Annotated in this window: 16 protein-coding genes; 11 read left to right on the plus strand and 5 right to left on the minus strand. The window is 45.7% G+C overall.

Translation table 11 applies throughout. The features are described from left to right. Nucleotides 1-34: 34 nt before the first annotated feature. The 10 genes from V7R55_RS01860 to V7R55_RS01905 all read left to right on the plus strand — a co-directional run bounded on the left by V7R55_RS01860 (nucleotide 35) and on the right by V7R55_RS01905 (nucleotide 15,233). Nucleotides 35-2,590, plus strand: a complete 2,556-nt coding sequence (locus tag V7R55_RS01860; protein ID WP_334056825.1) for a family 20 glycosylhydrolase — start codon at nucleotides 35-37, stop codon at nucleotides 2,588-2,590. An 85-nt stretch (nucleotides 2,591-2,675) separates the two neighbouring features. Then, complete coding sequence (locus V7R55_RS01865) at nucleotides 2,676-3,581, plus strand: BadF/BadG/BcrA/BcrD ATPase family protein (RefSeq protein WP_334056827.1); 906 nt, start codon at nucleotides 2,676-2,678, stop codon at nucleotides 3,579-3,581. Next, entirely contained in the window at nucleotides 3,578-4,576 is a 999-nt protein-coding gene (gene nagB-II, locus V7R55_RS01870; protein WP_334056828.1) for a glucosamine-6-phosphate deaminase NagB-II, read from the plus strand. The genes V7R55_RS01865 and nagB-II overlap by 4 nt, the downstream gene beginning before the upstream one ends. After that, nucleotides 4,573-5,724 (plus strand): N-acetylglucosamine-6-phosphate deacetylase, encoded by a 1,152-nt coding sequence (gene nagA / locus V7R55_RS01875; RefSeq protein WP_334056830.1) that lies wholly within the window; start codon nucleotides 4,573-4,575, stop codon nucleotides 5,722-5,724. Before nagB-II ends, nagA begins: the two co-directional genes overlap by 4 nt. A gap of 30 nt (nucleotides 5,725-5,754) precedes the next feature. After that, a complete protein-coding gene (locus V7R55_RS01880) occupies nucleotides 5,755-7,107 on the plus strand; it encodes a sugar MFS transporter (protein WP_334056832.1) in 1,353 nt (450 codons plus the stop codon). 333 nt (nucleotides 7,108-7,440) lie between these two features. Further along, the gene (gcvT, locus tag V7R55_RS01885; protein ID WP_014950361.1) at nucleotides 7,441-8,520 is read left to right on the plus strand and encodes a glycine cleavage system aminomethyltransferase GcvT; all 1,080 of its coding nucleotides are present in this window, start codon (nucleotides 7,441-7,443) and stop codon (nucleotides 8,518-8,520) included. 51 nt (nucleotides 8,521-8,571) lie between these two features. Beyond that, nucleotides 8,572-8,961: a glycine cleavage system protein GcvH gene (gene gcvH / locus V7R55_RS01890; protein ID WP_334056834.1), complete on the plus strand. Its 390-nt coding sequence runs from the start codon at nucleotides 8,572-8,574 to the stop codon at nucleotides 8,959-8,961. A gap of 121 nt (nucleotides 8,962-9,082) precedes the next feature. Next, nucleotides 9,083-11,992, plus strand: a complete 2,910-nt coding sequence (gcvP, locus tag V7R55_RS01895; RefSeq protein WP_334056837.1) for an aminomethyl-transferring glycine dehydrogenase — start codon at nucleotides 9,083-9,085, stop codon at nucleotides 11,990-11,992. A 571-nt stretch (nucleotides 11,993-12,563) separates the two neighbouring features. Next, nucleotides 12,564-14,756 (plus strand): molybdopterin cofactor-binding domain-containing protein, encoded by a 2,193-nt coding sequence (locus V7R55_RS01900; protein ID WP_334056838.1) that lies wholly within the window; start codon nucleotides 12,564-12,566, stop codon nucleotides 14,754-14,756. 3 nt (nucleotides 14,757-14,759) lie between these two features. Further along, nucleotides 14,760-15,233 (plus strand): (2Fe-2S)-binding protein, encoded by a 474-nt coding sequence (locus V7R55_RS01905; RefSeq protein ID WP_131136857.1) that lies wholly within the window; start codon nucleotides 14,760-14,762, stop codon nucleotides 15,231-15,233. 251 nt (nucleotides 15,234-15,484) lie between these two features. Here the strand turns inward: V7R55_RS01905 and V7R55_RS01910 are convergent, their stop codons facing one another. From V7R55_RS01910 to V7R55_RS01930, 5 genes are all read right to left on the minus strand, one after another. Then, nucleotides 15,485-17,002 carry a serine hydrolase domain-containing protein gene (locus tag V7R55_RS01910; protein WP_334056840.1) on the minus strand — a complete coding sequence of 506 codons (1,518 nt, stop codon included), beginning with the start codon at nucleotides 17,000-17,002 and terminating at the stop codon, nucleotides 15,485-15,487. A gap of 92 nt (nucleotides 17,003-17,094) precedes the next feature. Then, nucleotides 17,095-18,273 carry an alpha/beta hydrolase-fold protein gene (locus tag V7R55_RS01915; protein WP_334056842.1) on the minus strand — a complete coding sequence of 393 codons (1,179 nt, stop codon included), beginning with the start codon at nucleotides 18,271-18,273 and terminating at the stop codon, nucleotides 17,095-17,097. 711 nt (nucleotides 18,274-18,984) lie between these two features. Then, nucleotides 18,985-19,164, minus strand: coding sequence for a hypothetical protein (locus V7R55_RS01920; RefSeq protein WP_334056844.1), 180 nt, complete (start codon nucleotides 19,162-19,164; stop codon nucleotides 18,985-18,987). Nucleotides 19,165-19,549: 385 nt separating this feature from the next. Then, nucleotides 19,550-19,687 (minus strand): hypothetical protein, encoded by a 138-nt coding sequence (locus V7R55_RS01925; RefSeq protein ID WP_334056846.1) that lies wholly within the window; start codon nucleotides 19,685-19,687, stop codon nucleotides 19,550-19,552. A 135-nt stretch (nucleotides 19,688-19,822) separates the two neighbouring features. Then, entirely contained in the window at nucleotides 19,823-20,707 is an 885-nt protein-coding gene (locus V7R55_RS01930) for a hypothetical protein (protein ID WP_334056848.1), read from the minus strand. Nucleotides 20,708-21,257: 550 nt separating this feature from the next. Between V7R55_RS01930 and V7R55_RS01935 the strand changes: the two genes are divergently transcribed. Further along, nucleotides 21,258-22,451 carry a PQQ-dependent sugar dehydrogenase gene (locus tag V7R55_RS01935; protein ID WP_334056850.1) on the plus strand — a complete coding sequence of 398 codons (1,194 nt, stop codon included), beginning with the start codon at nucleotides 21,258-21,260 and terminating at the stop codon, nucleotides 22,449-22,451. Nucleotides 22,452-22,544: the final 93 nt, after the last annotated feature.

The following is a 22,544-nucleotide window of genomic DNA, read 5'->3' on the forward strand; positions in this document are numbered from 1 at the left end:
TACCCTCGTTTTACTCTGAAATTGTGATTTAAGGATGTGCGACGTGATCCGCAATTCGACAAATTTTTTCAAAGCATGTTTGAGCTTATCGTTACTGCTAGTGAGTAGCGCTTCGGCAATGGCTGAAACGCCTTCGCTACAGCAAGCCAGCTTGAATGCGCTAGGAGAAAGCCTTGATATACATTACGAAGTATTAAGTAATGTGGACGATAGTTTGTGCCGGGTACATATTCCAAAAGGCGACTGCTTTTCGTCAGAGCTTACGATAGCAACCATGGCAACCCCCATTGAAGCCTATACGTCGCTTTACTTTAGTCATATTGCGCCTATTCGCGGGTATAACTCAAAAAATGCAATTCGCATTGAGCATATAAACGGTGACCTGCACCGCCTAACGTTCGAAGAAAAGATGAACGCAAGTGATCAAATTAAGGTAACGCTATCTGCGCCCTTTTGGCACGCCTCTCGCTCGGACGCAATGCCGAACTATTACTTAACTTACCCTGCTTTATCACCGGTGGTGGTGGCCTCCACAACCCGTGTGAAAGAGCCGGGAAGTAATTTACTCATTAATCAACACACTGGCTTGTGGAACAAACAAGCCCAGTACAAACGTACTGAAAACGACAATACACCGCTTATGGACAGCGCGTATTTATACAATAAGGGCGATTCAGCGCTAATTTCAGATGATGTCCAGAACCGTGTTATTCCCAACGTAAGTCAAAGAGATGATTCGGGTAAATTTATTGCTGCCGCTGGCATTAATATAGATAGGTCTGACCAAGACATGCTTACCCCAGCCATTGAGCAAATGGCCTATTTTGGCCTGACTAACCAGAAAACAGGCTTACCGCTTAAGGTTATTATTCGCCGCGCTCACGATACGAACGCCCTTGCAAATGAACCCGCAACAACAAGCGCAAAAGAAGGCTATGCGCTTAGCATAACAGAGCAAAGCGCCACGATAATTGCCAACGATAACATTAGTGCTAACTATGGTTTGCTAACGCTAATGCAAATATTTGATCAAGGCCGCTTTCCTATAACTGAAATTGCAGACTCGCCACGATTCGAATTTCGCGGAATGCACTTAGATATTGCTCGCCACTTTCCGGGAAAAGCCGCGATTGAATCTGTTGTTCGCCAAATGTTTACCTACAAGCTCAATAAGCTACACCTTCACCTAAGTGATGACGAGGGCTGGAGATTAGCTATCGATGCTTTGCCCGAACTTACCGAAATTGGGGCGTTTCGGTGCCACGATTTGTCTGAAACACAATGCTTGCTTCCTCAGCTAGGAAGCGGGCCTTTTAAAAGTGCTACAGGTAACGGCTTTCTTACGCAGCAAGACTACATTGATATTTTAACAATGGCGCACGCGCGCGGTATTGAAGTTATTCCGTCGCTTGATATGCCTGGCCATGCCCGCGCAGCGATTGTTGCTATGAATGCGCGCTACCAGCGGCTTATGGCAGAGGGTAACTCAGAGGCTGCAAATGAATTTTTATTGGTAGATAAAGAAGATAAAACCCAATATGAAAGCGTTCAATTCTATTCAGATAACACTATAAACCCCTGTTTAGATAGCAGTTATCATTTTATCGAAACCGTACTTACTTCTGTGAAATCACTGCATGAAAAGGCCAGCGTTCCGTTGACGCACTTCCATGTTGGCGCCGATGAAACCGCCGGTGCTTGGGTGGCATCTCCTGTATGCGCTTTGAAAGGTCAAAAGGCAGATGAAATACTGCCGGCTTTTGTTACCGAAGTGCAGAAAATTGCGCAAAAGCACGATATAGCAATTGGTGGCTGGAGCGATGGCATGGAAAAAGCCGTAAATACACTGGATAACAGCAGCGCGTATACCAACGTTTGGCATCTTCTTGCTGCGGGTGGGGAGAAAACAGTATCGCACTTTGCCAAGGAAAATATTCCGGTAGTACTTTCGTTTCCAGACGTGCTTTATTTTGACTTTCCTTACCAAAGCAATCCTTATGAGCCTGGCTATTACTGGGGTTCACGGGCAACCGATACCGAAAAAGTATTTTCGTTTATTCCCGAACAGCTGCCGCTTCATGCCGAGTTATGGACCGACCGTATGGGCCACAGTTACAGCAGTTCAGCTGAGGCCGACACATCATCAGTAATCGGTATTCAGGGGCAGCTATGGTCAGAAGTCACCGTGAATAAAGACGCCTTGGAATATATGGTATTCCCCAGACTATTGGCTTTGGCTGAGCGGGCCTGGCATTACGCACAATGGCAACAAAACGCGAAAGCACTTCATGAAAAAGGCGGTTTAGTAAACCGGCAGGTAAGCGACTGGCAAGCGTTTGAGTTAGCGTTATATAACCGCCATGCACCCGCGCTAGTGCAGCAGGGAGTGAATGTGCGTGTACCTACGCCAGCAGCGGTAATTAACAATGGTAAGTTACATATAAAGCCAGTGTCTGGTCTTACGATGGAGTACTTAACTTCAGATAATAAGTGGGATACCTTTACTGCTCCTGTTAAAGTGAAGGGGATCGTAACTATACGCGCTAGAATTGCGGGAACACAGCAAATGAGTCGACAGGTGCAGCTGTAAGTGCCTGTTTTTATTGGTCAAAATGACAGCGTTGTCATGTTTTTACCAAGTGCATCTATGCATTTATCTATACTGAGATGTTTAAATGAGCTCTGATTTATTTTTTATTGGCATAGACGGTGGTGGCACCAAGTGCCGAGCACGATTAGAAGACATTGACGGAAATGTCTTGGGTGAGGGTGTAAGTGGCCCCGCCAATATTATGCGCGATAGCGATTTAGCTAAAGCGTCGATAGTAGATGCGATTAATATCGCTATTTCGAACGCAGGGAACGCCAACACATCTGAGCAAATTTCGCTGTCGCAGTGCGTGGTAGGCGCCGGTCTAGCTGGCGCAAACATTGAATCTGCGAAACAACAGTTTGAACAATGGCAGCACCCGTTTCATTCGTTACACGTGTTGAGCGACTTACATGCCGCATGCGTTGGAGCACACAATGGAAATCCGGGAGCAGCGATAATTATTGGTACGGGTTCATCGGGCACCATGTGGCAAGATGAATCTTTTCAAGATGTTGGTGGGCACGGGTTTCCTATTGGCGACAAAGCCAGTGGGGCTTGGCTAGGCTTAAAGGCCGTTCAGCACACGCTATTGTGTTTAGATGAGTTGGAAGAAAAGGATGAACTTGCAGCAGAAGTGTGTAACGCCCTGCAATCATCTTGCACCCAAGAAATCGTAGCGAAATGTGCGGAATTTAACACCCATCACTATGCCGCCTTGGTAGAACGTATGCTGCCTTTGCTATACACAAAGCAAAACAAGGTTACTGCACTTTTTGAAGAGGGTGCCGTTTACATTGAGCGTATGGCAAAGCGACTTCTTGCTAATCACAACCATTGTTTAGCCATGATAGGTGGGCTTAGCAATGTTTATTCAGCCTATTTTTCAGAATCCATCAAAGCGCGTTTAGTACCCTGCAAAGCAACGCCGCAGCAAGGTGCTATTTATCATGCAAAAGCCGCGTTTAATCACAAAGAAGGTGAGAAATGAGTTTATCTATAATGGCAAAAGAAGCCAGAGAGTTTCCGTCAGTTATTGCGCAGCAGTTAGATAAGAATGATGAAGCGATAAGTCAGTTAGCGGGTAGATTACAGCAACTAAATCCTAACTTAATTTACATTATTGGTCGCGGCTCGTCAGATCATGCCGGCGTGTTTGGAAAGTATCTATTTGAAACAGAAATGGGTGTTCCAGTGTGCAGTGCCGCTCTTTCAATAGCAGGCATATTTGAACGCCAATTGAATTTGAAGGGGGCGGTAGCTTTTATCATCTCTCAATCTGGTCGCAGCCCAGACATACTAAAGCAAACCGAGTCGGCCAAAAACGGCGGGGCGTTTACGGTTGCCTTCGTGAATGATGAAACGTCGCCATTAGCCGAGCTGGCTGATGCCGTTATTCCTTTATCTGCCGGGGAAGAAAAAGCGGTAGCGGCTACTAAGAGCTTTTTAGCAACGCTGTCGGCGCTTCTTCATTTGTGTGCCCGTTGGAGCGGAAGTACCTCGCTATTTAATGCGCTAAAAGCCATGCCTTCGCAGCTAGAAGCGGTGATTAATGCGCCGTGTCAGCTAACAAAAGCCCATCTTGAAAATACGCGAAACACCATTGTTTTAGGGCGTGGCTTTGGCTATGCGGTTGGGCGAGAAGTGGCGCTTAAGCTAAAAGAAGTATTGGGTATACACGCCGAAGCGTTTAGCAGCGCAGAGTTCATCCATGGCCCAGTGACGTTAGTTGAGAAAAAGCTAAAGCTTATTTCGTTAAACATAGAAGATGAGAGCGCACCTTTTCATCAAAACATGGTGCAAGATGTTAGATCCCGTGGCGGTGAGTGTATTGACCTGCAAGGCGGAGTAACGTCTTCACACCCAAGGCTGGACGCACTTTTACTAATGCAACGCTTCTATCTGGATATAGAGAAAATTGCCGTTGAATTAGGTTTGAACCCAGATACGCCACCCGGATTAAACAAGGTAACGAAAACCCAATGAAGACCATTATTCTGGCTGAAAAGGTGCTGATGAACGGTGCCTGGCAGCATAATCAGGTGCTGAGTATTGAAAAGGGTGTAATAGCTGACATTGCACCTCTTTCTTACTTTAAGAAAGACACAACGGCGACAATCAACGAGCGCATACGTGGTGCAGTTATTCCAGGCTACATTGACACGCAAGTAAATGGTGGCGGGGGCGCGATGTTTAATCATGCTCCCACGCTTGAAAGCATAAATGTGATGGCCAAAGCGCACTTGGAATACGGCACCACTACATTGTTTCCAACGCTTATTACCGACGATATAGACACCATTGAGCAAGCGGCAGATGCGGTAAGCGAGGCCATATCACAGGCGCACCCCAGTGTTGAGGGGGTTCATTTTGAAGGGCCGCACCTTTCTGTTGAGAAAAAAGGCGTGCACTTGCCGCGCTATATTCGCGCACTTTCAGATCGTGAACTGGCAACCTATACCCGAAGAGATATTGGGCAAGTCCTTATCACCGTTGCGCCTGAAAACGTGCCTTGCGACATCATCCGAGATTTGGTGGGGCAAGGAGTTATTGTTGCATTAGGGCACTCAAACGCACCGTTTGAAACCGTGCAGAATGCATTAGACGCTGGGGCATCAGGCTTTACCCATATTTATAACGCCATGTCGGCACTGACTTCTAGAGAGCCTGGAATGGTGGGTGCGGCGTTACTTAACAACAGCGTGTGCGGGATAATTGTGGACCATCATCACATTCACCCGAAAGCGGTAGAGTTGGCTTATAAGGTGAAAGGGCCGCATCAATTAATGCTAGTGACTGACGCCATGGCCCACGTGGGCGCAAGCGACGATACCATCGCGTTCTTCGATACTCATATCACGCGCCAAGGTAACAAGTTAACCACGCCCGACGGGACGTTAGCCGGTAGCTGTTTAGATATGCACGGCGCAGTAACGAACAGCATTAACGACATCAATATCGCATTAGAACATGCCAGTACCATGGCAAGCGCAACGCCAGCACGCTTCACCAAAATACATGATAGGGTGGGTGAAATAGAGGTAGGAAAGCGCGCTAACTTTTTAGTGATAAATAACGACAATACTCTGTTAGAAGTGTGGCAAAACGGAATTAAACGCCTTTGCGCTAACTAACAACATAATAATAAATAAGAGATCTTTGCTATGACAACACAAGCTCAGTCGCAAATACCGAACGCAACAGGAATGGGGCGCTTTGTACCTATTTTAAGTATCGGTTTACTGTTTTTCATTTTTGGCTTCATTACATGGTTAAACGGGGCATTAATTCCGTTCTTGCAAATGGTGTGCGAGCTAACTGAAATGCAAGCGTTGCTTATCGCCTTTTGTTTTTACATCGCTTATGTAGTCATGGCGCTACCCATGGCGAAGATCCTCGAAAAAACAGGCTACCAGAAGGGCATGAGTTTAGGGCTTAGCATTATCGCCGTGGGATGTTTGTTGTTTGTACCTGCCGCGCTGAGCGCCATGTTCCCCGTGTTTTTGCTGGCACAATTTGTGGTAGGTAGCGGTTTGACCATACTTCAAACTGCATCAAACCCGTTTATTGTTCGCCTGGGTAATGAAGAAAGCGCTGCCGCTCGCATTGCCTTTATGGGCCTGCTTAATAAAGCGGCTGGCGTGCTGGCTCCTATCGTTTTCACCAGCTTAGTGTTAAGTGGTTTGCCTGACGTAAATCAAGAGTCGTTAAACGCCATGCCACAAGACGCAAAAGCCACGCTAATTAACGATATGTCAGTCTCACTTATTCAGCCTTACGTTGCAATGGCCATCGCATTGGGTGTACTGGCTCTGGTATTTATGCGCCTTTCATTGCCAGCCATTAATGATGAGCAAGCTGAAGACGAAACTGTGGAAGCATCGCTTTCCTCAAATAAAGATAAAAAGATCCTTCAACTCCCACACTTAGTATTGGGCGCAATAAGCCTGTTCTTCTACGTTGGAGTGGAAGTCATCGCTGGCGACACCATTGGGTTGTATGGCTCTTCAATTGGCGTAGAAAACGCGACCACACTTACGTCTTTTACCATGATTGCTATGGTTATCGGGTACGCAGTAGGCCTTATTTGTATTCCTCGATTTATTTCTCAGCAAACGGCGCTACTAAGCTCTGCGGTATTGGGCGTAGTTTTCACTACGTGCATTCTAATGAGCTCAAACACTGATACTGGGATCTCTGAAGTGCTGTGGGGATGGACGGGCGTGCAATCGCTTCCTTTCCTACCTAACAGCGTGACGTGTATTGCGCTTCTTGGCTTGGCAAATGCCATGGTGTGGCCTGCAATTTGGCCGCTGGCGTTAAATAACTTAGGTAAATACACCGCACAAGGTTCGGCACTGCTTATCATGGGGATTGCAGGTGGTGCTATTTTGCCCATGGTTTACGGCGGAGCTAGTGAGCTAGTTGGTGGTCAAAGTGCCTACGCGATCATGCTACCTTGCTACTGCTTTATTGCTTATTACGCCGTATTGGGCTGTAAAAAACAACGCTGGTAAATGCCAGTGTTTTACCGTGTGGCTCACGGGTTAACTGTTTAGAGAAATGCGCTTTTAAGCGCATTTCTTGTTGTTGGTCTGCGCTGCTGCATTAAAACTAGTACTGTCGGATTAAAGTCGGTGCTGCCATATTAGAAAAGACAGGTAGCTGCGGCAGTGTGACGAGTCTTCACTAACTCTTAACTTATACTGAATATTTGTATTTCTGATGTTCAGTGTTTAATACATTTGCTTTTTAAATGTATTGATAAAAATTTCCAATTTGTTGCATAAACGTTAGCTCACTATACTCAATTTCGTTTTCTACCTTTCAAATCAAAAAGAGTAAGTGGAATGTCTAGTACCACCGCCCTACACGCAAAGCACCTAGAAGCCGGTGCGAAAATGGTCGATTTCTTCGGCTGGGATATGCCAATTAACTATGGTTCACAAATTGAAGAGCATCACGCTGTGCGTCAAGACGCGGGTATGTTTGATGTGTCTCACATGACCATTGTTGATGTAAAAGGCGCGCAAGCTAAAGCATATCTTCAGTACCTTTTAGCCAACGACGTGGCAAAACTAAAAGACAAAGGCAAAGCGCTATACAGCGGCATGCTTAACGAAGAAGGCGGTGTTGTAGACGACCTTATTGTTTACCACTTCGACGAAACTAACTACCGCCTTGTGGTTAATTCAGCAACGCGCGAAAAAGACATGAACTGGTTAATGAGCAAAGCAGAAGGCTTTGACGTAACTATCACCGAGCGCCCTGAATTTGCCATGATTGCCGTACAAGGCCCTAACGCAAAAGAAAAAGCAGCTACTTTGTTCAGCGCAGCGCAAAAAGAAGCGGTAGCGGGCATGAAGCCATTCTTTGGTGTACAAGCAGAAGACTTGTTCATTGCAACCACAGGTTACACCGGTGAAGCAGGCTACGAAATTATGGTGCCAGCTGAACAAGCGGAAAGCTTCTGGCAAGCACTACTAGACGCGGGCGTTAAGCCATGCGGCCTGGGTGCTCGCGACACACTTCGCCTAGAAGCAGGCATGAACCTGTACGGCCAAGATATGGATGAAACCGTATCGCCACTAGCGGCTAACATGGGCTGGACAATTACATGGGAACCGGCTGATCGTGACTTCGTAGGGCGTAAAGCATTAGAAGCACAGCGCGAAGCGGGTACCGACAAGCTAGTAGGCTTGGTAATGACTGAAAAAGGCGTGCTGCGTCATGGTCTTAAAGTAAAAACAGAAAGCGGCGAAGGCGTTATCACTTCAGGTACGTTCTCTCCAACTCTAGGTCACTCAATTGCGATGGCACGAGTACCAAGTGATGTCGGTGAAACGGTAGAAGTGGAAATGCGCAAAAAGTGGGTTACAGTAAAAGTGGTTAAGCCCTCCTTTGTTCGCAATGGAAAAAGTGTTTTATAAGGCCAAAAGCTTCTAGGCCCCGAAAGTTAACAGAGAATAACAGGAACGATTATGAGCAACATCCCAACTGATTTACGCTATGCCGCTACGCACGAATGGGTTCGCCCTGAAGGTGACGGTGTTTTCGCTGTAGGTATTTCTGAGCACGCACAAGGCTTACTTGGCGACATGGTTTTCGTTGAATTGCCAGATGTTGGCGATGCAGTAAGCACTGGTGACGACATATGTGTTGCTGAATCGGTAAAAGCAGCATCTGACGTATATGCGCCAATCTCAGGTGAAGTGGTTGAAGTAAACGAAGACCTAGAAGATTCACCTGAACTAGTTAACTCTGACCCCTACGGCGACGGTTGGCTATTCAAAATTAAAGCTGATGATGCGGCTGAAGTAGAAGGTCTACTAGACGCTGAAGGCTACGAAAACAGCATCGACGAAGAGTAATTCGTTACGCAGTTTTGAAAGAACCATATTTTAAAAAGGGGCATGAAGATAATTCAGCCCCTTTTTAACTTAAAGATTTAACGCGCCCTTGCGGCAACCATTACGAGTGCTTAACAACGTTATGTCGAATACTTTCCCTACATTGGCTCAACTAGAGCAAAAAGATACATTTATCCGCCGTCACATTGGCCCGGGTAAAGGTGAAATTGAAGAAATGCTGTCTGCTATTGGTGCAAGCTCACTAGACGATTTAATTGAGCAAACTGTACCGGCAGGTATTGCGCTACCAGAGCCACTAAAATGTGGTGAAGGTGCGACAGAAGTTGAAGCATTAAGTGAATTAAAAGCGGTTGCGCAAAAGAACAAAATTAACCGTTCTTTCATTGGTATGGGTTACTACGATACCCACGTACCGAACGTTATTCTGCGCAACGTGCTAGAAAACCCAGGTTGGTATACAGCGTACACGCCTTACCAGCCAGAAATTGCTCAAGGTCGTTTAGAAGCCATTCTAAACTTCCAACAAGTGACCATTGACCTAACCGGCCTAGAGCTAGCGTCGGCGTCATTACTTGATGAAGGTACAGCGGCTGCAGAAGCCATGGGCCTTGCTAAGCGTGTATCTAAAAACAAAAAAGCGAATGCCTTCTTTGTTGCAAACGACGTTCACCCGCAAACGGTAGACGTGGTAGAAACCCGCGCTGAAATGTTTGGTTTTGAAATCATCAAAGGTGCGGCAGAAGAAGCAGCAGAGCACGATATTTTTGGTGCGCTACTTCAATACCCAACTTCTACAGGTGAAGTGAAAGACATCAGCGACATCATTGCTGCGGTACAGGCGAAAAAAGGGATTGTGGCAGTAGCCGCTGACCTAATGAGCTTGGTAATGCTTAAGTCGCCAGGCGAACTAGGTGCAGACGTTGCACTTGGTAGTGCACAACGCTTTGGTGTACCTATGGGCTACGGTGGCCCGCACGCGGCATTCTTTGCAACACGCGACAGCTACAAACGTTCATTACCTGGCCGTATTATTGGTGTAAGTAAAGACACACGCGGTCGCCCAGCACTTCGTATGGCGCTACAAACGCGTGAACAACATATTCGCCGTGAAAAAGCGAACTCGAACATTTGTACAGCGCAGGTACTGCTAGCCAACATGGCAAGCTTCTACGCGGTGTACCACGGCCCGCAAGGTCTTAAAACCATTGCTGAGCGCATTCACCGCTTTGCCGACATTCTTGCCACAGGTATTAGCCAGAAAGGTGCGGAAAAAGGCGTGGCCCTTAAACACAGCACCTACTTCGACACGCTGACCGTAATGGTTAAAAACAAAGAAGACGTACTAGCAAAAGCATATGCAAAAGGCATGAACCTGCGTGCAGACCTTGAAGGTGCAGTAGGTGTGTCGCTAGACGAAACTACAACACGTGAAGACATTGTTGCGCTATTCGACGTACTTCTTGGTGAAGAGCACGGCTTAACAGTAGAAGGCCTAGATGCCGAAGTAACGACGCAAGACGTAAAATCTATTCCTGAAGGTTTAGTACGTACTAGCGACTTCCTAACGCACGAAGTGTTTAACAAGTATCACTCTGAAACAGAGATGCTTCGTTACATCAAGAGCCTTGAAAACAAAGACTTGGCGCTTAACCACTCAATGATTTCACTGGGTTCGTGCACCATGAAGCTAAACGCAACGGCTGAGATGATCCCAGTAACATGGGCTGAATTTGGTCAGCTTCACCCGTTTGCACCGTTAGATCAAGCAGTAGGCTATCAAGAAATGATTGCCGAGCTAGCCGAGTGGCTAATTGACGTAACCGGCTACGACGCGCTTTCAATGCAGCCTAACTCAGGTGCACAAGGTGAATACGCAGGTCTATTGGCTATTCAGCGCTACCACGAAAGCCGTGGCGAAGGTCACAGAAACGTGTGCCTAATTCCAAGCTCTGCCCACGGTACTAACCCAGCTTCGGCACAAATGGTTAGCCTTAAAGTGGTAGTTGTGGCTTGTGACGCTAACGGTAACGTAGACCTTGACGACCTTCGCAAGAAAGCGGAAGAAGTAGGCGAGAACCTATCATGCGCCATGATCACATACCCTTCTACCCATGGTGTATATGAGGAAACAGTGCGCGAAATTTGTGACATTGTTCACGAGCACGGCGGCCAGGTTTATATGGACGGCGCGAACATGAACGCGCAGGTGGGCATTACGTCACCTGGTTTCATTGGTTCAGATGTATCGCACCTTAACCTGCACAAAACCTTCTGTATTCCACACGGTGGTGGCGGCCCAGGTATGGGACCAATTGGTGTTAAGTCGCACCTTGCGCCTTTCCTACCAAACCACACGGTTATTAACGTAGAAACGGCAGGCAAAGACTGTGGTGCGGTATCGGCAGCACCATGGGGCAGTGCTTCTATTCTGCCTATTAGCTACATGTACATCAAAATGATGGGTAGCGCAGGCTTACGTAAAGCAACTGAAGTCGCTATTCTTAATGCTAACTACGTAGCGAAGAAGCTAGAAGGGCACTTCCCAGTACTTTACAAAGGCAACAACGACCGCGTAGCCCACGAATGTATTATTGACCTTCGCCCGCTTAAAGAAGCAAGCGGTGTAACCGAGCTAGATATTGCGAAGCGCCTAAACGACTACGGCTTCCACGCGCCAACTATGAGCTTCCCAGTAGCGGGTACGCTTATGATTGAGCCAACAGAGTCGGAAGCGAAGTACGAACTAGACCGTTTCATTAATGCGATGGTTAGCATTCGCCAAGAAATTGCGAAAGTAGAAAGCGGTGAGTGGGATGCCACTGACAACCCGCTACACAATGCACCGCACACGCTAGCAGATATCTGTGACAGCGACTGGAACCGCAGCTACGACCGCATGCTAGCAGCGTACCCAGCGCCAGAAGTACACAGAAACAAATTCTGGCCAACGGTTAACCGTATTGATGACGTTTATGGCGACCGCAACCTGATCTGTTCTTGCCCTAGTATTGAGAGCTATGTTGAGGAATAGGGTGTTGATTTGGCAGCGCTGCTGCTAGAGCTTGATTGATTTGAAAGGCGAACCGGTTGGTTCGCCTTTTTTGTTTTCCAAGTTCTAGGGTTTAAACGGTTGCTTCTAGAGCGGAGTGATTCTCCTTCTGTTGAATCTGGCGGGGGGGCGCTTTAGACAAGGAGCGGATATTCGGAAAATTTCCTTAAACTTCGGTCCTTGCCTCAGATTTCTATATTTTTGATTTGGTAGAGAAAATCGCGTTCGCAGTGAGTAAAGTCGCTATTACAATAGGGGGATCCCCCTACTTTAGTATTAATTATTATTAATGCTTAATAAAGTGTACGCAATGTTAGCATCTCGTTAACATTTGTTTAGCAAGTTGCAAATGTCTACGATAAATAAACGACTTTTCTTAAGCTTAAGTTAACGATTGAAGGTCTTGATCTGAAACGGAGAATTTATGACAAAAAGCAACCATGCAGAACAAATAGAGACGATTTCCTCCTCACAGAATCATGGTCAATCCGGTAGTGATGACGAACACATTGTCGAGTTAGAAAACACCGGACGAAGAAAGTTTATTGGTTACATGCTTAAGGGTTCGAGTTTTGCTGTTGCGTTACATATAACTAGTGGAGCTATACGTCCTCAGGATGCCAACGCCCGGTTGTTAGGAATACCGGAACTTGCAGATGAACTGGATTTAACAGATCTGTTGCTTATCTCTGGTGACCCTTTCTACTACGATTATTTAATTAAGATAACGAGTGATAACCGTGTCCGTTTTGAGCTTCCAAGAATGGAAGTAGGGCAAGGTATATTAACTGCTGCAATGATGATTCTTGCCGAAGAGCTGGACGTTGAAATGTCCTCCATTGATGCGACTTTATCACCGGCAGAAATCAGACGAGCGACTGGTCAAATTACAGGGGGCTCTCACGCCGTAACCTCTCTTTGGGATCCGTTGCGCAAGGTCGCGGCAGCGCTGTTACATAAGATAAAATTGTCAGCCGCAGTGCATTTCGGGATTTCTGTGAACGAAATTAGTACAGAAAATGGCTTTGCAATTGATAACGATGGCAGCCGCATTGCCTACTCTGAGCTCACCGCAGGTGTTGAGGGACGCAACGATGCAGCTCGACTGGCAAAGCCTAAAGATCCGTCACAATACAAAATTATCGGTACGCGGCAAAAGCGCGCTGACGCGCGCGATATTGTGACCGGCAAACTAGATTTCGCGATGGATCTAGACATACCAGACGCGATGCCCACTGTGGTCGCTAGGCCACCCAGCTTAGGTGGTTGCGTGATCACGTTTGACGATTCTGAGGCAATAGGCCTGCCCGGCGTCCTTGCCATCAAAGAAGTTCCGTTGGATGTTGATGCAAATTCCTCTGGCGTGGCCGTTGTTGCGCGTTCCTTTGGCGAAGCATTTCGTGCGCGTGATGCACTTAAAATTTCATGGAGTGTGGGTGCTGCCGAACATCTATCTGACGCCGAGGTCATTGAGGAGTTACGAGCGATAAACCTGCCAACCTTACCTAAAATTCCTCTGGCTACCGATTCGGTTGGCGGCGAGTTCATCTTTCCTTATTTGGCGCACGCCCCTATGGAAACCATGACAGCAGTGGCTGATGCAACCGGCTCAAAGATCAGGGTATGGACTGGCGCCAAGACGCCACTTGCAGCACAAGCCAAAATTGCGCGTGAACTTGGAGTCTTACCCACTGACGTTGAGGTGAATGTAATTCAGAGCGGCGGCTCATTTGGCCGTCGCTTATTTTTTGATGCAGCAGTTGAAGGCGCGCGTATTTCACAAATTGTAAACCGCCCTATCAAACTTATGTTTACCCGACAGGACGACACAAAGTTTGGCCGCGCACGACCGCTCAGCTTGCATAACGTAAAAGCGACTTACACTAGAGGTTTTTTAATTGGCAAAAAAGTGTTGTCGTTTGACCATCGCGCTGCGACCGCTGAACTGGATCTCGAACATGGCTTTGGCGACGGTATTACTGCATTGGGAGGAGAATTAGCGCCCGCTGCTTTCAGCCAGACAGTCTGGCACTCAACGCAACTAGTGCAATATAAGTTTGGTGTAACTTCCTTGCTGCTAAACGAAAAAAAATTCGTTGTGCCAACCTCCTCTTGGCGCGGCATCTACTCCGGCACCGCTGCCGTCGCAAACGAGATAGTTGTTGTCGAATTGGCACGCGCAATGAACAAGGACGAATGCCAGTTCAGATTACAAATGCTTGATGATGAGCGCTCCAAAGCTGTTCTGCGAAAAGTTTCTCAAAAGGGCAATTGGGGAAGGAGAATGAAAAAAGGACGGGCCCAGGGCCTCGGGTTACATAAAGAGTATAAGTCTCGAGCCGCAGTGCTTGTTGAGTTACAAACGTTCAAAAATCCGGAGAAAGAAAGTAAAGTCACTAAGATTGTTGTTGCGCTAGATGTGAACCGAGTATTGAATCCAACCGGCCTTGAGGCGCAAGTTATCGGTGCGGCAACCGACGCCATTACCTACATGATTCGCACCAGTTTACATCTCGACAATGGCGCAATACGCGAGAGCAGTTACGGCGATTTTGAAATTGCTCGAATGCGCAACACGCCACCAAAGATTGAAGTGCATTTTATGCCGCCTAACGGAGAAACACCGGGAGGTGCAGGCGAGTTGGTAGTGCCTGCGGCGGCAGCGGCGATAGCCAACGCATTTGCCAGGGCGACGGGTATTGCACCACGTCGTTTTCCACTTCGTGACTTCTATCCAGAGGGTTAATTCATGCCACAAATTACATTTAATGTTAACAATAACCCGGTTTCTATCGACGCTGAAAACGACGATGAGCTCCTGTATCTCTTGCGTGATCGACTTGGTATTACTGGCCCAAAATATGGTTGCGGTGTTGGCGTGTGTGGCGCTTGCACTATCTTTAAAGACGGGGAGCTAGCCCGCCCATGCATTGTTCCGATGGAAGAAGTGGAGGGTGCATCGCTAACCACTATTGAAGGGCTTGCGGTCGATGATATTCTGCATCCGGTGCAAGAAGCATGGATAAACGAAGATGTCGCTCAGTGCGGTTTTTGTCAGGCGGGACAAATTTTAACCGCCGTCAAACTCTTGGAGTCTAATCCCAATCCCAACGATCGCGACATTGATGAAGCTATGAGCGACAATATCTGCCGCTGTGGTACTTATCATAGGATTCGAAAAGCCATTAAGCATGCTGCTGCTTTGATTCAGCAGACGACCTAAGAGGCTAATTTTTGGGGAAACGGGTTGGGCTGAGAAGAACACCTTAATTTTTACAAGCTCAGATATAATCTGAGTATCTCGCCTATAGGGGTTGTATTCTTGTAGACTGCTTAAAGCGAATTGCAGGGATTTAACTGCTTTTAATTGTAGGGCTGCTTCACGTAAGTAGCAGCCGTCTAGCTTAGAATATAGTAAGGGTGGTAACTAGAACAAAAAGGATTAGGGGCATGTATCAGCTCACACCCTAGAATCTATTCTTCCCTAACACCCCGAATCCTCCCATCCATCACAAGTGTCTTAATCGATCCGTCTTCACTTTCATCATCCATTTCAAAACGTACACTACTGCCGTTCTTAGCAAAAAATCGGCCGCCACCCTCATGAAAATATTCTTCATTTTCAACATAAGGTAAGGCGTTAAGCATAAAACCATTGGCTGTTTTTTCTAACACCACATCAACATTCACTGGGTTGGTCACCACATAGGTTCCAATGTATTTACTCAGTTCCTTTTGGCTTATGGGTACTAACTTCCTAACTTCAGCTTCCGAGTAGCCTACTTTTAACGCTTCTTTTAGCCGTATTTCTAGTTCAGTTATTAACTGCCTGCCGTTATTGCCGTTCGTCATAATGGCGTAGCCGTTGCCGGTATCTAGTTCAAGGTATAGCTGCGACATAAACCCAGCATCTGCGCCGCCGTGACCAAATCCCAGAATTTCTCCATCGTCACTCATGTTGATAAAAAAGCCTATTCCTACATTAGGCGCTTCATTTGTTGGCGTATTGTTGGTTAACATTTCCTGCGCGGTGGCTTGCGATATCCAGTCGGTTTTCTGCCCTAAATACGCGCTACGAACGCCGTTTGCCATCTTTAACATGTCTGATGGCGTGCTCCACATACCGGCTGCCGCAAGCGTAGCGTAAGTATGCGCACCACCTTTAATTGGCGCGCCTTCGCCGTCATAGGGCGTAGCCATATTGTTCGATAGGTTTGTTGTTATGGGCTGTTCGAAGCCAGAACGCGTCATGCCCAAAGGTTTAAATAAAAGCCGTTGCGACATAGATGGCAGAGGCTCGTTAGCTACGTCCTGTAAGGTAAGTTGAGCGAGCGTAGTGCCGCCACCGGAATAACGCATTTGCGTGCCAGGTTGAATATCAACAATAACAGCGTCGGTGTTGGCGGGAAATGCCCCTTCTAGCACCTGCTGCAAAGTAGGTACTGGTTCGCCAGCTGCGTAACCAGGAAAGCCATGTACTGTGGTGCCTGCCGTGTGGCTTAATAATCTGCGTAAAGAAACAACGTCTTGCCCAGTCCATTCATGTTCAGGCAACTGCCAGCTGGTGAGTAAGGTATTAACATCTGCATCTAAATCTATCGGGTTATCTTGGCGATATTTCATCAATACTGCGGCAAATGCGGGTTTAGAAATACTTCCAGCTTGGAACACCGTGTTTTCATCAATAGCCAATTCAGTGGTTAAATCTTTAACGCCGCTTTGCATGGTCCAAGCTAGTCGCCCATTTCTCATAAACGCGATAGACACACCAGGCACATCATAATGCGCCTGTCTTTGTTCTAAAGATTGGTAATCAACCTCTTGCCCTTCAATTCGAATGCGTTCAGTAAGCCCAGTTTTTAAAAGGTTGGCTTCTTTTGATTTTGCGGCAGCAGAGGGAGAGGCGGGCAGGGACTCAGGCTCTGCGCAGCCCAATAACGAAGCTAAAAAAAGCGAGAGTGTTAAAGAGGCGAAGAGCTTGTTTGTTTTCATTGTGTGTATTCCATTACGAGTGAACATACCGGCGTACGTTCCTATTATTATTTGGTCAATGCTAGCAATATGCTAAATCAGGCGCTCAATAGCTATTTGCCTGTACCTTCCTCAATCTTCTTTCGCAAGTTAGCTAGCCGCGTTTTATAAGCACCATTCTCAACGTTCTCTTCATAGCTCATTGCTAGCGCTTTCTCTCGCATTTCAAGTGCCATGGCTAAATCGCCGTTAGCTTCATAACCGTCTGCCAGGCTGTCGTAAGCATCAGACTTGTTAGGGAAGCGAGCTATATTTTTCTTAAAAATTGCAATGGCGGATTCAAAGTCTTGTTTGTTTAGCGCCGCATAACCCGCGTGGTTTACTGCTTTATATTCTGGCTTTGCTTCAAAAGCGTATTTTGCAGAAAGGTCTTTATAGTATTGCTCTACCGCAGGAATACCTTCTTGTATTATCGCACCTGTTGGGCGTAACGAATTTAGCTGCTTTTGAAGCGCCAAGCTCATACCTGCAAGTGCAGTCGTATTGTGGCTTTCAGATATGTCTAGCTCGGTATCAAAGGTAAACCCTTTTCGTTCGCTGCTATTTAGCAGTTCAGCGTAGCGTTCGTATGCGCTTAGCATGTTTCCACCTTCGTTACCCATGTTGATATAAAGGTATTTGTTAAGGTCGCTATCTGACGCAAAGAAAGCTTTTGCCTCTGGAAATATCACTTCTTCGTGCCACCACAAACTTGGGCTAAATGCGAAGTAAGCTTGAAATAGTTCAGGCCGCTCTTGCAGTGCGTATAAGGTAAAAAGGGCGCTTAATGAATGCCCGGAAATAATCGCGTAGTTATTGGTGCGATAGTTTGCTTTTATGTAAGGCTTTAGTTCTTTTTCTAAAAAGTCTAAAAAGTTGTCGGCACCACCAGATATTCCCCACTGGTTGTAGCTTTCATCATAGGTAGGTGTGAAGTCTCGCGTGCGCTCGGTGTTGGTAATACCGATAACAATCATTTCCTGCGCCATTCCAGACTGATTTAGCAGATCAAGCGTGCCTACGGTATGGGCAAAATTACGCTGGCCATCTAGCAAATATAAAACTGGGTAGGTGGTGTCTTTATAGCGGGAATAGTTGTTAGGTAAGTGAATAAGCAGTTCTCGTGACTCACTCAAGACTTCTGACTTTATTGTTGTAACTACGGCCTCGCCACGCACTTTAGCGTTTACGGGAAGGCTAAGGCTAAGGATAAATACGGCACCGATAATAACACAGGCAAGCTTATGATACATATGAAATTCCCTTTCTCGCTATCAGGCGCGAGCTTTTTATAATTTGTTTATCCTACGCTGTCAGAGTCACTCTTGCTAGTCAAAAATTAGTCAAATAATAGCCAGTTAAAAACGCATTTACCAATTTGCAACGGCGAACCGGGTCTGCGTGCACCAATGCTGTTTTATAGTGCTTTTGTACGCGACTTATGCGGCCACAAGATTTGTTTTAACTTCTTCGGTTGGGTTCTAGTTATAGCGGGGAAAGCAGTATTCACGTTTTGCCAGAAGCACATGAATACTGCTATCTCTTACTAAGAATTTTATGTACTAAATTCCAGTAAATATATTAATCATTAAATAAACGCCAATTGATAAATATACCAGGCCTAGCGCCACCATTGGCACCATCATAATGGCTACCACTTAAGCGGCTTCTTTGCTTACTTCTTCTCAGTTTTTTCTAAAAAACTTAAGCATTTTTTCAGCACAAAATAACAAAGAGCAAAGCTAATAAAATCAAGTAGGATAAGAGAGACTTTAATTGAAGATGTAAATTCATCGGACTGAGTGATAGACAAGGGATTTACGAAAAATGGTTGGTCCAGGAAATAGAGAGTGATTACTTGTAGCAATTTGCTGCATAGGTACGTGCCTAGCAGAAGAAGCCCAAAATAAACGACTTTGTTCAAGAGAGGCACGTTTTTCATTTAGTTAACTCTATCTGTCTGTTTAAAGCAGTGGATCATCGTAACCGGTGCCGTTGTACTCAACTTTCCAACCACCGGCGCCACCCTGTACCCAATCAACATAACTATCCATTGCCTTTGACACTAAGTAGCCGAACATAAAATTTCTAAATCCGCCCGAGACATATTCAAGTTCAATCTGTGTGAGTTCTTCGCATTTCATTTTAAATTCCTTTTATAAAATCCTGCCTCATTGCAGGTAACTGTATTATCAACCAAAATATTGTTTAGTAAACTGTACTTTGTGTTGTTTATGATGGTTAATAATTGCTAGAAAAAACATGGTTAACGAACAATCTCCTATCGCACATTTGTACATAGTTTGTGAAAGAGTGTTCTCGGTTATTTTGAAGTTAAAAAAAACGCATTCAACTACAAGCGACAGCGAACCGGGCTAGCGAGTAGCAAAGTTATTTTATGGCGAATATGTGTGCAATTTGGATGGCAGTAAGATTTGTTTAAACTTCTTGAGGTAGAGCGAGCAAAGCAGCATTCGTTTTACCAGTGATGGCGAATACTGCTTATTACTTGTTAAAACTATTTTAGTGCTAAATGCCAGTAAAGACATTATTCATCAAATAAGCACCTATTGATAAACAAACTAGGCCCAATGCCACCATAGGCACCATCATTGTAGCTACCACTTTTGCTGTTTCTTTACTCACTTCTTTTCTGTGTTTGCTCATGTCTAATACCTCAATAATTCACCCTTGAATTATACTGCTCTTTAGTCAATGGGTTTAGATGTATGAGACTGATTTTTAGACAATATTTTTTAATATTTGTTGGTGGTTTGTTAATAAGGCAAGGTGGCGAAACCATTATTCGTCCAGCAATAGCGTTTGAATCGTTTGCTTGATAAAAGCCTGCAAGTTTTGCCTATCCTGTGCAGGCAAATACCGGGTATGCGCAGTAATAAATTCAGCTTTTAAATAAATGCGTTTTATTGCGGCGTTTATACGCGCTATGTGCTCTGCCCCTTGCAGTGTATCAGGGCAGATAACATGACCCGATACATGGCTTGTGTTACCCGCAATGGAATAACTGCGTACAGCAACTGGCAACTTGTCCCCAAAGTTTCGGTAAATAGTAGCCGGGAAAATGAGTGCAAAATCAGATTTTCCGTCCGCAAACATCTCCATAAACTTAGAATAATAAACGTTATTTGCTACACGAAGTATTTGCTTCTGATCAACATGCGCTAAGTCTTCGTCAACCCTAGCACCGTATGAATACTCATCTGGCAGCACAATATAAGAATCGGGATAGGCCTTCATTGCCTTACTTATACTCAATAAGTGACCTGCTTCATTTAAAAGTTCGTCACCTGGTGGTGGCAGTGAAGCCAGTTGGTAAAAACGTTGTGTTTGGAAAAAGCTAAGCGGTAGTGAATAAAGGTGTTTTTGCTCGCGTTCTGGGGATTTGACTTTATTGAGTACGCAAACGTTCTTGCCTTGCCGCATATAAGCAAACGAGCGTACAAGTGGAACATGAAGTACAGGTGCAGTGTAACCCAATTCGTCAACAAGCATTTGTACTGTATCTACAGAGGTAGAGTAGGGCTTGTTGTCCAGATTGACCCGTTTAGTCAAAAACGCGTTATCAGCGTGGAGAGTGAATACGCTATTGTGATCTTCAATATTGTTTGAATTAGCATGAGAAAATGTCGCTAACGCTATTAGTATAAACAGTCCAACCCTGACCAACTTCCTACTCCTTGGTACAATCTTGACGCTCTTTGCTTTGTTGCAAACTGAGCATATTTTAAATCTTACGAATTTTGAAACGAAACATACTGAAAATATAGTTTTTTCCAGTTAATTTTTTTGGAATGTAAAAAAAGCCGCATTCAGCAACGTGATGCGGCTTTCCGAGCCGGGCTGAATAGACAGCCTTATAGAGCAATTGCGTAAAAGGGGTTAGCTAGAACGACCCTCACTCATAGCTGCCTGTTCAAATACCTTAACTCTAGACATATGATCACCTCCTTACATTCGTTGCTAAAACTACAGCCAAAGTAACATAGGCGTGGCTTATGTAAAGTATGGCGACATTAAAGAAAGTTTAGGGAGCGCGAATAAGTTCATACTGTTAATACCTTAACGAATTGCAAATCCAAAATGACGATATAAACCTGTTTAATTAAATCTACGTAACAAAGACTAACTGAAACCCTTTGCGCCGCACGTATACGTGTAGTTAACGTCTTAACGAGCAATCAGTAGTACGCAAATTCTCTAAAAGGTTAGAACGTAGATGAGAACATTAAATACGCACAGAACCAGCGTGAGCAGAAAAGCCGCATTGTTAGTAACGCTTTTTACCTCCTCATTTTTTACCTTTGCTCAGTCTGGCTCTCCTGAACAAATTGAAATGAATGGCAGTAATGGTTCAACTGTGATGGGTAGTATTCAGGCTACCTTCGACAGTCCTTGGGCCATGACGTTTTTGCCAGATGGGCACAGCTTGGTAACGGAAAAGGCTGGCGCTCTGTGGTTGCTAGATGAAAACCAGCAGAAGCGTTTTACGGTGAGTAATGTGCCAAGTGTTACTGCGCGCGGGCAGGGCGGTTTAGGTGATGTCATTGTTCATCCTGACTTCGCGTCGAATAGCACCATTTACATTTCGTATATTGAGCGGGATGAAAAAGACGACGCGTTTAGCGGCGCAGTCATTGAGAGAGCTACGCTTAGCGTTACTGATAGTGGCGCGAGGCTATCTGATAGAGAGCTAATTTGGCGTCAGTCGCCGAAGATGACGGGTAACGGGCATTACTCTCATCGCATGGCGTTTTCACCTGATGGGCATTTGTTTATTACTTCTGGTGAGCGCCAGAAATTTACGCCAGCCCAAAACATGGCAATGAATTTGGGGAAAGTTGTGCGCTTGAACGAAGATGGAAGTGTGCCACAAGATAACCCGTTTTATGGTCAGGGCAGCGTAACCGAACAGATTTGGACGTTAGGGCACCGTAATCCGCTTGGCATCGACTTCGATGAGCAAGGTAACTTATGGGTTCACGAAATGGGACCGCGCCATGGCGATGAACTAAATATTATCGAAAAAGGACGCAACTACGGTTATCCCACAGTATCGCAGGGCGACCATTATTCAGGCGTTAAAATCCCAAACCATGAAGACATTCCCGTTTTTAAATCTCCAGAACTTGCATGGGTGCCTGCCATTAGCCCCGCTGGTTTTATCATCTATAAAGGAGATAAGTTCAGCGATTGGGAAGGTAATGGCTTCATCGGCGGCTTGTCATCAAAAGCATTGGTTCGCGTAGCCTTCAATAAAGATGATAAAGGTAAGTGGAAAGTTGAAGAAGCAGAGCGTTACGAGTGGGGCAAGCGAGTGCGTGAAGTTGAACAAGACAGCATGGGCAATATCTATGTTCTCGAAGATAAGGAAGGCGGACGCTTGATAAAGCTTCTTTCCGTTAATAACTAGTGAAGGAATGAAACCGGTGTTTAGGTAACGCTCGTTATCTAAACGCTAGGTTTGAGTGTGAGTTAAACCTGCGCAATTACCAACATTAAATTA

Source organism: Alteromonas sp. S005 (genome assembly GCF_036864475.1).
GTDB lineage: Bacteria > Pseudomonadota > Gammaproteobacteria > Enterobacterales > Alteromonadaceae > Alteromonas.